The sequence below is a fragment of the Sphingobium indicum B90A genome (assembly GCF_000264945.2).
Classification (GTDB): domain Bacteria; phylum Pseudomonadota; class Alphaproteobacteria; order Sphingomonadales; family Sphingomonadaceae; genus Sphingobium; species Sphingobium indicum.
Genome location: NZ_CP013070.1, coordinates 629,306 through 642,251, shown reverse-complemented (window position 1 = coordinate 642,251; position 12,946 = coordinate 629,306). Strand labels below are relative to the sequence as shown.

General features: G+C 65.4%; 10 protein-coding genes. 2 read left to right on the top strand and 8 right to left on the bottom strand.

The window, feature by feature from the left end; translation table 11 throughout:
- Positions 1-80: 80 nt before the first annotated feature.
- On the top strand, positions 81-2,753 hold the full coding sequence (locus tag SIDU_RS03270) for a coiled-coil domain-containing protein (protein ID WP_007688439.1): 2,673 nt from the start codon (positions 81-83) through the stop codon (positions 2,751-2,753).
- An 88-nt stretch (positions 2,754-2,841) separates the two neighbouring features.
- Here the strand turns inward: SIDU_RS03270 and SIDU_RS03265 are convergent, their stop codons facing one another.
- From SIDU_RS03265 to SIDU_RS03240, 6 genes are all read right to left on the bottom strand, one after another.
- Complete coding sequence (locus SIDU_RS03265) at positions 2,842-3,114, bottom strand: DUF4242 domain-containing protein (RefSeq protein WP_007688441.1); 273 nt, start codon at positions 3,112-3,114, stop codon at positions 2,842-2,844.
- A gap of 102 nt (positions 3,115-3,216) precedes the next feature.
- Positions 3,217-3,942 carry an extensin-like domain-containing protein gene (locus SIDU_RS03260; protein WP_007688442.1) on the bottom strand — a complete coding sequence of 242 codons (726 nt, stop codon included), beginning with the start codon at positions 3,940-3,942 and terminating at the stop codon, positions 3,217-3,219.
- 3 nt (positions 3,943-3,945) lie between these two features.
- The gene (locus SIDU_RS03255; protein ID WP_039980422.1) at positions 3,946-4,707 is read right to left on the bottom strand and encodes an NUDIX hydrolase; all 762 of its coding nucleotides are present in this window, start codon (positions 4,705-4,707) and stop codon (positions 3,946-3,948) included.
- A 106-nt stretch (positions 4,708-4,813) separates the two neighbouring features.
- Positions 4,814-6,256, bottom strand: coding sequence for an aldehyde dehydrogenase family protein (locus tag SIDU_RS03250; RefSeq protein WP_007688446.1), 1,443 nt, complete (start codon positions 6,254-6,256; stop codon positions 4,814-4,816).
- Between the two features lie 42 nt (positions 6,257-6,298).
- Positions 6,299-7,270: a hypothetical protein gene (locus tag SIDU_RS03245; protein WP_007688447.1), complete on the bottom strand. Its 972-nt coding sequence runs from the start codon at positions 7,268-7,270 to the stop codon at positions 6,299-6,301.
- A gap of 40 nt (positions 7,271-7,310) precedes the next feature.
- The gene (locus SIDU_RS03240) at positions 7,311-8,945 is read right to left on the bottom strand and encodes a GMC family oxidoreductase (protein ID WP_007688449.1); all 1,635 of its coding nucleotides are present in this window, start codon (positions 8,943-8,945) and stop codon (positions 7,311-7,313) included.
- A 286-nt stretch (positions 8,946-9,231) separates the two neighbouring features.
- Here SIDU_RS03240 and SIDU_RS03235 point away from each other — a divergent pair, with 286 nt between their 5' ends.
- Entirely contained in the window at positions 9,232-10,041 is an 810-nt protein-coding gene (locus tag SIDU_RS03235; RefSeq protein ID WP_233431864.1) for an IclR family transcriptional regulator, read from the top strand.
- A gap of 45 nt (positions 10,042-10,086) precedes the next feature.
- On the opposite strand, the gene SIDU_RS03230 is transcribed toward SIDU_RS03235, so the two are convergent.
- Both SIDU_RS03230 and SIDU_RS03225 read right to left on the bottom strand, forming a co-directional pair.
- A complete protein-coding gene (locus SIDU_RS03230; RefSeq protein WP_007682743.1) occupies positions 10,087-11,391 on the bottom strand; it encodes a spinster family MFS transporter in 1,305 nt (434 codons plus the stop codon).
- Between the two features lie 160 nt (positions 11,392-11,551).
- Positions 11,552-12,835: a metallophosphoesterase family protein gene (locus tag SIDU_RS03225; protein WP_007682745.1), complete on the bottom strand. Its 1,284-nt coding sequence runs from the start codon at positions 12,833-12,835 to the stop codon at positions 11,552-11,554.
- Positions 12,836-12,946 lie beyond the last annotated feature (111 nt).

Below are 12,946 nucleotides of genomic sequence, written 5' to 3'. Positions count from 1 at the left end.
GGGGTCAACGCTATCTGGCTTGCGTTAAGTTTTGGTAACAGGGCATTTTCGTACGCGCAAAAGCTGCTAGGATGGGCCGCATGAACGGGGGCAGCACAATCGTCGAATTCTGGCGGGACAAGGACGCGGCGATCGATGACGCGGCGCGGGCGGACGACGCCCTGCTGTTGAAACAGGCCGTCCTGGACCTGGAGGACGATGGCATGCCCGCGGAAAGCGAAGGCCATGGCATGCGCGCCCCGACCTGGGCGTTGCTCGCCGCCGGCCTTGGCTGGATCGGCTTTTCCGGCTGGGCGACGCTGTCCTCCGGGCAATGGCGCGCCGGGCCTGCGGCGTGGCCGGGGCTGGTTGCGACCATCCTGGTCCCGCTTATCCTGCTGGGCGTCTGCTACCTGCTGCTCTTGCGGAACAGCCGGAGCGAAGCCCGCCGCTATCGCGACACCGCCCGCGCCCTCCGGACGGAGGCGGAACTGCTGGAACTGCGGGTCGCGCGAATCGCCGCCCAGTTGGAAACCGCGCGCCAGAGCATGCAGGACCAGGCGGAACTGCTCGACAGCTATGGCGCCGCCGCCAGCAGCAATATGGAGGCTTCGGCCGAACTGATCGCGAGCCGGGCCAACAGCACCGCCGAACGCGCCGAGGCCGCCGAACGCGCCGGGCTGGCGCTCGTGCAGCGCATGGAGGCGCTGGTCGCCGCCATCCCGGAACTGGAGGATCGCGCAACCCGCATGTCCGCGCAGATCATGGACAATGGTCATGCGCTGGCGGAACGCATCGACATGCTGGAGGCGCGGCTGCATGCGCTGGGCGAGATTTCCGACGACGCCCGCAGCCGGACGCTTTCCGCGACCAAGAGCCTGTCCAGCCAGCTCACCGAACTTCAGGAAGCCACCCGCTCCGCCGCGCAGGAAGTGACCGGCATGGCCGATGTCGCTTCGGGCCGGATCGAGGCGACGACCCAGAGCGCGCGCAAGGCGATGGAGGAGAGCCGGCTCGACATCGAACAGAAGTCGATCCTGCTGAGCGGCCTCACCGACCGGACAAAGGCGGAAATAGCGGAGACCGCCCAGTCGGTCATCGCCCTGCTGACGCAGGAACTGAACCGCGTCGAGATCGACGTGCTGCACCGCCTGGAAACCACCCATGGGCGGGCGCAGGAAACCATGGCGGCGGTCGATGCCAATCTGACCGCGCAGGCCGCGTCGCTCAAGGCGCTGATAGAGGGCGCGCAGGCCGGCATCGCCGCCACCAGCCAATCCGCCCTTTCCACACTGGCGCGCGACGCCGAGACCGTGGAGGCCGAACTGCGCCGCCGGGTGGAAGCGGCCATTGCGCAAACCTATGAAGGCATCAGGCTGAGCGACGAGAGCATCGCCCGCCACGAGGAGGCGCTGGAGGCGCTGATAGCCCGGTCGCGCGACAGCATCGCCGCCATCGGGGATGACACCGTCGCCCATCTCGCGGACCATGTGGGCGAGATCGAAAGCCGCCTGCACCAGATCAACGATCTGGTCGAGGGCCAGCGGGCGCTTGTCTCCGGCCTGCAAAGCAGCTTGGACGAGGCGGTCGATTCCGCCCAGTCGCGCTTTGCCGCGATGGAACAGTCCGCCCTCGCCCGCAATGAGCGGCTGACCGAAGCGCTGTCGCGCCTGACCGCCGAAACGCAGCGCATCGACGCCGCGCTGGGGGCTGGCGGCATGACCGCCGAAAAGCTGATCGGCAGCGCGGAAACGCTGATGATGGCGCTCGATTCCAGCGTGCGCGAACTCGACGAAACCTTCCCCGCCGCGCTCCAGCGCTTCAACGGGCGGATCGAGACCAGCCGCACCCTGCTCGACAGCGCGGCGCCGGAAATGGAGCGGCTGGAGGCGATCTCCGAAGCGCTGCTCGGCCGCACCCAGGAGGCCGAGGAACTGCTGCGCGGACAGGGCCGACGCCTGACCGAATGGCTGGAAAGCACGCAGAGCGGCGTCGACGCCAATCGCGAACTGGTGGAGAAGCTGCGCACCGCGCTCGACAATGCGCATCAGGACGCCACCCGCATCACCGAGGGAGCCGGTCCGCTGCTCGTCACCGCGCTGCTGCGGGTGAAGGACACCGCCGACCAGGCCGCCGAACGCGCCCGCCAGGCGCTGAGCCGCGCCATTCCCGAAGCGGCGGAGGCGCTTGCCGACGCCAGCGAGCAGGCGATGCAGCGCGCCATCGACGAAAAGGTCACGGCCCAGATCGAAATGGTCGCCAGGGTGGCGGAGGAAGCGGTGAGGGCCGCGCATCAGGCATCCGACCGCCTGACGCGCCAGCTACTGACCATCGCCGACACCAGCGCCAGCGTGGAGGCGCGGATAGAGGAGGCCGAGCGCGCCGCCGAAGACCGCGACCGCGACCATTTCGCGCGACGGTCCGCGCTGATCATCGAATCGCTCAACAGCACGGCCATCGACGTTTCGAAGATCCTGTCCAACGATGTGACGGATTCGGCCTGGTCAGCCTATCTGAAGGGCGACCGCGGCGTCTTCACCCGCCGCGCCGTCAAGCTGTTGGACGCGGGCGAGTCCCGCGAAATCGCCCTGCATTACGACAATGATCCTGAATTTCAGGAGCATGTGAACCGTTATATCCACGATTTTGAATCGATGCTGCGGATCATCCTGTCGGCCCGCGACGGCAATGCGCTGGGCGTGGCGATCCTCTCCTCCGACATGGGCAAGCTCTATGTCGCGCTGGCGCAGGCGATCGAAAGGCTGCGACAATAGGGTTCGGCCCGGCGATCGTTCCGCCGTCGCCTGCTTCCGCGAAGGGGCGCGGCGGCGCCTCACCCTGCATCCCCACTTCCCCGACGCATCAGTCCGCCGTCGTCGGATCGATCGTCGCGCATATCCGGGCGATGCTGTTCGCCGGAAACCCCGCCATTTCGGCGTGCCGACGGATCAGTTCCTCGCTGGGCGCGCGATAGACGCAGTAAATCTTGTCGTCCGTCACATAGCTGTGAACCCACTGAATGTCCGGGCCAAGCTGGCGCAGGACATTGCAGGATCCCTGCGACGCGTCCTTGAGCTGATCGGGCGATAATCCACCGACACCCGGCATGTCCCGTTCGATCACGAATTGCGGCATGGCGTCCTCTCCTGCCTGAAAGGCGCGGGGATCATAGACCCTCCATGCCCCATGTTCGAGGGCGATATTGGATTAGGGCTGAATGTCGATGGCCCCAGGCCCTCAACGGCAGGCGCGCGCGCCCCATGCGCCGCGCTCCGCCTGGTCGAGGTGCAGATGGTCGCGATGCGCCGCATTGTAATCGGGCGACAGGACCGTCGAAAACAGCGCGCAGGCGCCGTCGCGGACCTCATGCAGGAAATCCGCTTCCTTCCCCTCTCCCTTCCAGTCCGCCGCGACGCCGATCCGACGGCCATCGGTCAGGATGAAACCCGCCACGTCGATGGCGTCGGCGGTGGCATGCTCGCTGAAATCCCCGGCACTGCGTCCATAGAGGCGGCGGCAGCTATAGGCGCCGAAATGCGTGACCTTCCGAACCGCCCGGCCGAAATGGCGCTGGGCGGCGGGCTGGACCACCTGCCATTCCCAGAGCTTGAGCGCCGCCGCAACCGGGCAGGATGGCGCCACCGCCGCCGGCTCCAGCGCGATGGCGCCGTCGGCCGGCGCCAGCCGCACGGCGTCGGCATAGGCGCAACGGCCCTCGCCGCCCGGCTTCATCCGCGCATAGGCGACGCCCGCCCGATCCAGCAGGGCCCGGCATTCGGCCGGACGGGCGGCCAGCATGGCGAGCTTGCGCCCGGTGAAGAGGCCGACGGGCTGGGAGAGGTCTAGGCGCGTCCAGGGAAGATTCTGCGGCTGGCGGGCGACATAGGCATAACCGACCAGGCAAAGGATCAATATCGCCGCGACATGGACCAGGCGGCGCAGGAAGACATGGATTCGTCGCATGGCTCAAGCACGCCGGACCGTCCCGATTGGTTCCGCCGTCACCGGATAGCCGAGATGATCGGGGATGCAGAGATGCGGCTTTCCATCCCTTTCCTCAAGCCAGGGCGTCACGGTTTCGACCGGGATCGACAAGGCGTGGGCGGCCAGATCGTCGAAGCTGGCAAATCGGGCCAGCCGCTCCAGATTGCGCCGCGTCGGAAAGATGACCTGCCCCTCCCCCCGGTCGCAACGCGCCAGCATGTCCGCCGCGCTGCTCCAGAAAAGCGCCACATTCTCTGTCGCATCGACGCTCGCTACCTGTCCTTCGGGCGCCCGGGCGATGTAGAAGCGGGTGTCGAATACCCGCCGCGCCTGTTCCAGATGCGCGGGATGCCAGCGGGCGAAGGGCAGCAGCCTATCCAGCGCGATTTCCAGCCCATGGTCGTCGAGTATGTCGCCCAGCCCCGCCCCCGCCGCCAGCGCCCGCCGCATGACGGCGATCCGGTCCGGCCCCGGCGGCGAGGTGAAGGCGATGGCGAGGCCGCTTTCCTCCAGCGTCTCCCGCACGGCGGCGATCCGCGCCGCCGCTTCGTCCAACGGCAGGCCGTCGGCGATCGTCGCGGCCAGGGCATGGTCGCCGGCATCCACCGCGCCGCCCGGAAAGACCAGCGCGCCCGCTGCGAAGGCCATGCTGGATGCGCGCTCCACCATCAGGATTTCCGCGTCCGCGCCGGGGCGGTCGCGCAGGATGACCACCGTCGCGGCGGCGCGGCCTGTGGGAAGCATATCTGTCATGGAACCGGCATAAGCGCCGAAATCGCCGGCGGTAAAGGCCCTTCCGTCGAGCGCCGGGGATTGATCGGACCGCGTCGACCCGAATGCCACGGCCGCGTCAGCTTCGCCGGATCACCAGGTTGCGGATTTCGCTCATGTCCTCCATGGCGAAGCGCACGCCTTCGCGCCCCAGCCCGCTGTCCTTGACCCCGCCATAGGGCATGTTGTCGACGCGGTAGCTCGACACGTCGTTGACGACGATGCCGCCGACGTCGAGATGGTCCCACGCCTCCAGCACCTTGTGGATGTCGCGCGTGAACAGCCCGGCCTGAAGCCCGAACTTGCTGTCGTTGACCTCGGCGAGCGCGGCCCTCCAGTCGGAGAATTTCGACAGGATGACCACCGGACCGAAGGCCTCCTCCCGCACGAGGTCGGTGTCGTTGGGGACGTCTTCCAGCAAGGCGGCTTCCAGCATGTTGCCTTCGCATCCGCCGCCTGCGAGCAGGGTCGCGCCCACCGCGACCGCATCGTCGATCCAGCCCTTCAGCCGCCTGGCCTCGTTGACCGAGATCATGGGGCCTATGAACGTGTCGCGCAGCTTGGGATCGCCGGATTTCAGGGTCCGGACCTTCGCGGCGAGCATGTCGCGGAACCTGTCGTAAATATCCTCGTGGATGATCACGCGTTGCACATGGATGCAACTTTGGCCCGATTGATAATAGCCGCCGAAGATGATCCGCGCCAGCGCATGGTCCAGGTCGGCATCCTTGTCGACGACGACCGCCGCGTTGCCGCCCAGTTCCAGCACGACCTTCTTCTTGCCCGCCCGCGCCTTCAAGTCCCAGCCCACGTCCGGCGAACCCGTGAAGCTGAGCAGCTTAAGCCGGTCGTCGGTGGTGAACAGGTCGGCGCCCGCGCGCGATGCGGGAAGGATGCTGAACGCGCCCTCCGGCAATATGTCGCATTCGGCGAGCACTTCCCCCATGATGATCGCGCCCAGCGGCGTCAGCGACGCGGGCTTCATCACGAAGGGGCAGCCGATCGCGATGGCCGGGGCGATCTTGTGCGCGGCGAGGTTGAGGGGGAAGTTGAACGGCGAGATGAAACTGCACGGGCCGATGGGCACGCGCTTCCACATGCCCATATAGCCCCTGGCGCGGGCCGAAATGTCGAGCGGCTGGACCTCGCCATAATTGCGGGTCGCTTCCTCGGCAGCGATGCGGAAGGTGTCGATCAGGCGGCCGACCTCCCCCTCGCTGTCGGCGATGGGCTTGCCCGCCTCGACGCACAAGGCATAGGCGAGTTCGTCGAAGCGCTCCTGAAAGCGGGTGACGCAATGGGCGAGTATGTCTCGCCGTTCGAAGCTCGCCAGCCGCGCCATCGGCTCGGCTGCGCGCGCGGCCCCGGCGATGGCTTCGGAGATGATCTCCGGCGTCGCGAGCGCGGTGCGGAAGGCGACCTCCCCGGTGAACTTGTCGGTCACCGCCAGGTCGGCATTGGGCTGCGCCGCCCGGTTATTGAGATAGAGCGGATAGACGTCTTTGAGCTTCATCACGGCCATTCTCCCATATCCCCGGCGCGCCGCGGATGCTGTTTCCCTTATCTACCGCTGGAGCGCCCGCGCAATCCGGCTGAGATAGAAGACGCGCTCGAACGTGGCGTCGAACGCGACGGGGGTCGACTGGTCGGGCGATCTATACCAGCGGCCGTCCTGCGCCTGGACATCGCATATCCATTGCGTCATGCGCGCGGAAACATCCCTGAACCCGTTGTCCCCGGTCACGGCGAACAGCTCGGCGCAGCCCCAGGCGATCTTGCCGTTGGAGGTCGATTCAGATATTTCCGGATGGCATCCGTTCACGAACGCCAGCAGCTTTTCCGCCGCATCGACCCATTTGCGCTCGCCCGTCAGCAGGTTCATCTGCGCCATCAACGCAAGAGCATATCCGATATACCAATATATCTGCCCGCTTTCCGACCGCCGGACCGTCCAGCCCCTGCCATCCTCCCCCGCCGCCGGCCGCACATATCCCCTTTCAGGCGACCACCGGAAATATAACGCCTCCCTGGGTTCGGGCTGGTCCTCGACAAGGGCGCGAACCAGATCGGCTCCCTTCGCGACCTCATGGCTCCTCCCAGCGGCGAGCAGCGCCGTCAGGGCGCAGCATGTCAGGCCGACATCGACGACCCGCCCCTGTCCGTCGACAAGGACGCCGCCCGTGGTCGGGCAAAGCTGCCGGCTTATGGCGTTCGCCGCCGGAACGGACATGTCGTAGCGACCGGCCAGATGGGCTCCCCAGGTCAGCCACGAATCCCGGTAGATCGGTCCGACCGTCGCAGCCGGATATTGCTCGCCCCCGAACTGCCCGTCCCGGTAGAAGTCCCGCTTTATCTTGCGCGCGACGCGTTCCGCCTCCAGATAGCGGCCGGCGACGGTCAATGTCAGGAGAGCCTTGTAATAGCCGAACAATATGGACTCGCTGCCTTCAAGCTCGCCGCTGTCCGATACGCGCTCGACAAGCCATTTCAGGCCGAGCGATATTGCTTCCTCGCAACGCCGAACGATCTCTGCCAATGATCCTCTCCAGGATTGAGAATGCGTGATGGGGGCTGCCTCACGCCGCCGTCCGGCGGATGAGATCGGCGCCCTTTTCCCCGATCATCAGGGCGGCCGCATTGGTGTTGGAGGACGGCATGGTCGGCATGATGGAGGCGTCCACAACCCGAAGCCGGTCGACCCCCCTGACGCGCAGCCGATCGTCGACCACCGCCCAGTCGTCGCGCCCCATCTTGCACGTGCCGATCGGATGATAGGAGGTCTGGCCGCTTTGCCGGATATATTCCTTGATCTCCTCATCGGAGGAAGCCGCCGCGCCGGGCCGCAATTCCGTCACGACGAATCTGGAGAGCGCATCCTGCGACGCGATGGTCCGCGCCATCCTGATCCCCGCGGTCAGAACCCGGACATCCTCTTCGTCCTCGAACTGGTTGGGGTAGATGAGGGGCGCGGCATTCGCGTCGGGCGAGGATATGTGGAGATGGCCGCGCGATCGCGGCGACAATTGGACGACGCCTATCGTCAGGCCGGGATGCGGGTCGATCCCCAGATCCTTGCTGTAGGCCATCCGATCCTGGCCGCTGAAATGGTGAAGCTGGAGCTTCAGGTCGGGCATCGGAGCATCCGGACGGGACCGCACGATGGCATGCGCCGACGCGAGCGGGGTCGACATCAGCCCCCGGCCCAGGAACAGCCATTCCGCCCCCACCTTCATGCGGAACAGGTAATTGCGGACCAGTTCGTTCAGGCCGGCGGTATTCCTGGCCTTCAGGCTGATGCGGGTTTGCAGGTGATCGATCAAATTCTCGCCAACGCCGGGCAAATGGTGGACGACAGGGATGCCGGCATCTTTGAGGATGAACCCGTTGCCGATCCCGGAAAGCTCCAGCAACTGCGGTGAACCGATCGCGCCTGCACTGACGATGATCTCTCTATCGGCGCGGATGGTCTGTTCCCCGCCGGCGTTCTGCAAGACCACGGCGCTGGCGCTTCCGCCGACGACATCGATCTTCCTGACCCGCGTGTTCGCCAGGACATGCAGGTTCCTGCGCTTCATGGCCGGGGAAAGATAACCGACGGCGGCGCTTTGCCGCCGTCCATAGCGGGTGTTGAACTGCAACGGGCTCGCCCCCTCGATCGACGCGCCGTTATAGTCGGCATTGGCCGCTATGCCGGCCTGCGCGCACGCATCCAGGAACGCGCCGGTGACCGGCAGATCCAGCCTGAGGCGCTCCACCGAAATCGGGCCGCCCCGCCCCCTGTAGCGCGGGTCTCCGCCCTTGAAATTCTCGAATTTCTTGAAGAATGGCAGGACATCGTCATAGCCCCAGCCGATATTGCCCATTTGCCGCCAGCGATCATATTCCTCGCGCAGGCCCCGGATGAAGATGGTGCCGTTGACGGAGCTGGAACCGCCGACGACCTTGCCCCGCGGCCAGCTCAGCCTTCGGCCGTTGAGCGCTGGCACCCCCTCCGTCTCATAGGGCCAGATCACGTCGGTCCGGCGCAGCATCTGCCCGGTCCCCAGCGGAGCCCGCATCCAGAACAGCGTGTCCGGGCCGCCCGCTTCGACGAGCAACACCGAATGTTCCCCGCTTTCGCTGAGCCGGCTGGCGACGACGCATCCCGACGATCCAGCGCCGATCACGATATAATCGTACGAAGTCCGGACATCGTTATGCGCCATGCTCATGCTGGGAATATTCCATTTCGTGCGACCCGCGGCTCAGGCCGGGCCGGATGCAGGCTTGCTGCATCCGGCGCCTCCCCCACGGTTTAGCTTGAATGATAAGTCATAATAGTTCCATATATCGAAACTGTCAAAGGATTATCGTCGGTATGTCGGAACTTTTAAATTTTCTCGGCATGGCCTATCAGGAGGATGCTTTTGGCCGCTCCAGTTCCTGTGTAATTGCGGAAGCTGGTGCGCGGGCGCCGACAGGCGAATCGGACGCGAGGGGATGGAAGTGGGAAAATCTGTGCCGGCCGAAGACCAGGGATCGATCACGAGACAGCGTTCCTCCAAATATTCCGACCCCTTCTTCGCCACGACGCTGGAGCGGGGCTTGCGGGTTCTTGCGGCATTCCGCCCGGATGACGCGTGGCTCAGCAATTCGGAGATTTCCGCCCGGACGGGAATGCCGCGATCCTCCGTCTCGCGCCTGACCAACACGCTGGTCCAACTGGGCTATCTGGGCCTCAATGAAAGCGGGTCCTATCGCGTGGGTTCCCAGGTTCTTTCCGTGGCCTATCCGCTGCTGGCGCGGTTCAAGATCCGGCAGATCGCGCGCCCCTTCATGCGCGATTTCGCCGTGCGGGCCGGCGGCAACGTGTCGATCGCCATGTCGAACGACCTCAACGCCATCATGCTGGACGTCACGCGATCGGACGACACGGCGCTGCCCGACTATATTTCCGACATAGGATTTTCCGTACCGCTCTATCGCACCGCCATCGGCCGCGCGATCCTGTCGCTCATGTCGCCGGAGGAGCGCGCCGCGCTTCACCAGCGGACCCTGGAGACCGCCCCGCAACTGGCCGACGGAAAGGCGGAGGCCGACCAGGGCGTGGAGGACTGCAAGACGGACGGTTTCTGCTTCGCCTCGTCCTGGCGGGCCGAAACGCTGGCGGTGGCGGCTCCGCTGCTGCGGACCGCCGATGGGGAATGCCTGGCGCTGGTGTGCGCCGTTCCGGCTTTCCGGACCAATGAGAATGAGATGCGGAACGATGTCGGGCCGCGCCTCGTTTCACTTGCCGCCCGGATCAGGGCGCTTGCCGGCGGCGCGTAGCAGGAGCCTGGCCGCGCAAGCATTTCCAGGAGCCGTTTCCCGGCTTCAGCCCGACTTCAGTTCGCTATTGAGGCGCAGGCTTGCGCGCCACAGGAAGAAGGCGGGGATCAGGCCCAGCCATGCCGCGCCATAAAGGACATATCGCACGCTTTCGGTCCCGACGGCGGGCTTCAGCATTTCCGACAAGATGCCGAACAGAAGCGGCCCCAGTCCCAGCCCGACCAGATTCTGCATGAACAGAAGTATGGCGCTGGCCATCGCCCGCGCCTCCGGCCGCACGAGCCCGTGCAGGCAGGCGAAGGTCGGGCCGTAATAGGATGCGTTGAACACCGTGGGTATGAAGATCAGCACGAGGGCGATATGCCATTCGTCGATCCAATAGCCGAGGAAGAGAATGGGAGCGCCGAGCGCCATGCCGATCACGGGCGTGGTCAGCATATGCCGCTTGTCCACGCGGCCGAAACGGTCCGCCATGTAACCGCCCAGCCAGGTGCCGACGATCCCCGCCGCGCCGATGGCGATGCCAAGCAACAGCCCCGTTTCTCCCACGCTGAGGCCGTGCGAGCGCTGAAACAGGATCAAGGCCCAGACATTCTTGCCATAGGTGAGGAAGGCCGTGAAAGAGGCTCCGATGGCGAGGTGAAGGAAGGTGCGCGTGCCGAACACCTCCCGCAGGGCGCCGACGACGGTCAGGTCGGCCCCAGGCGCCGGAGGAGCGGCCGCCGGCCGTCTGCGCTCGTCCCGGATCAGGAAGGGCAGGGCCATGGCCATCAGGATGCCGGGAGCCCCCACCAGCATGAACGCGAAGCGCCATCCCCACAGATCGTTGGCGAAGCCCCCTATGGCCAGCCCGAACAGGGTGCCGATGGGAATGCCGAGGCCATAGAAGGCGATGGCCGACGAACGCTTCGAAGGTTCGACCGTGGAGCTGATCAACGAGTGCGCCGCCGGGGTGCAGCCCGCCTCCCCTATGCCGACGCCGATGCGGGCGAGCAGGAGCTGGATGAAATTATGGGCCATGCCGCACAGCACCGTCATCCCGGCCCAGGTCGCGAGCGAGATGGAGATCAGCCCGACGCGATTGGTCGTGGGGCGATCGGCGAACCGGGCGATGGGAATGCCCAACACCGTATAGAAAAGCGCGAAGGCCAGGCCCGTCATCAAGCCGATTTGGGTGTCGGACAGCGAAAGATCCCTGGCTATCGGCTCTGCCAGGATGTTGACGATCTGCCGGTCGAGAAAGTTGAAAATATAGACCAGGAGCAATATCCAGAGCATCGTCCGGGCGCCCGACCTGTTCCGCACTTCGGCGGCGGCCGCAGCAGTCGCAACTTGATTGGTTTCATCCACTTTTCTCTCCCGGCGCCAGGGGCGCGGATGTGGCGGCGGGATTGCCCCCGCGGCGCCCATCAAAACTGGCTTCACATGGGGTCGCGACTTCCCGTTTTCTTCGGCGCGTTCGGCCCGGCGCCCGCCATGACTTCCGGAGACTGTCGCTTCGACAGGCCCGTCACTTGCGCCCGTCGCCGCGCGCGGACCGCGCCGGCGCGAAGCGGGCATGGAAATCGTCGAGATCCAGCGCGAATTCGTCGGACGCGATGAACTCCTCGTCCGTCGCAGTCGGCTTTTCCTTTTCCTTGTAGAATGCCGAATAGGTCGGCAGCTTGGAAGCCGTGGACTTGTAATAGGTGGAGATGGTCTTCACCTGCACGCTGGCCTTCGGGCCCGACAGGTCGAACTGCATCAGCCGCATCCATCCGTCGCCGATCGTCTCGCGCTCGTTCGCTCGCGCGGGCGCGGCGGTCACGAAGGATTGCCGGCGCCCCTGATAGTCCGACAGCACCTGATAGACCTTGTGCCCGAACCTGTTGAGGTCGACGCGATGGGCCTGCCCATATTGGTGGCCGCTGAGCATCAGGAAGATCTGGTCGTTCTGCGACAGGAACTTGTCCCACACGTCCTGCGGATTGTTGTGGACGGGATTGACCGCCTTGAAATCCACGGCGGGATTTTCGCGCCTTTCGCCTGCGCGGTTGAGGAAGCTGTGCGTGCTGACGATGGTGGGCAGGCCGGGGTAGCGCTTGATCACGCCCTCTGCCCATTTCAGCACCGCGTCGGACGGCGCCATCTCGAACCCGATATGCAGGAAGCGGTAGCCGCCCGCATCGAAGAGCTGGGCGCTGTCGGCGCCGCCATTATAGCTGGCGACATACCAGGACTTCTTCCTGAAGAAGGGCGTGTCCGCGCCGAATATGGACGTCCAGTTCTTGAGCCCGCCATAGGCGAGCATGCCGTTGGGCAGGCCCCCCTGGCCTTCCGGCCAGCGTGAATCGGCCCAGTTCGAATCATAGTCGTGATTGCCCGGCACGACCGAGAAGGGCAATTTCCCGGCAATCATCTCATATCCCCGGCGCGCCGTCGGCATTTCGACCGTGAGCACGCGGGAATCCGGATGGATTTGCGGCAGGCTGGTCAGATATGTCTGGATATGCTTGTACCCCTGGGCGGCATATTCCGGGGTCATGCGCTGGCTGGCATGTTGCCAGACATCGCCGAGCGCCGTGGCGAAGGCGATGTCGCCGCCGTGCGATTCCGCGTTCTCCGCGATGTAGCGCATCTGGTCGAAGAAGAGTTCCCGCGCATCGAAGGGAAAGCCCTCCTCGGTCTGATGGCGGTAATCGGTGTAATATTGGGTGTCCGGAATGACGGCGATCGTGAATTTCCCGTCCTCGGCCTGCGCAACCGACGTGCCGACAATGGCAAGCAACAAGATCAGAATGCGTTTGATCGACATGTTCCGGCCTTCCCAAGGCGCTTTCCGGGCCGCCCGGCGCACAGGGCGCCGGACGGATTGGAAAGCCAATTCAGACAATATTCCAGGGCGCCGATTTCCCTGCAAGCGAAG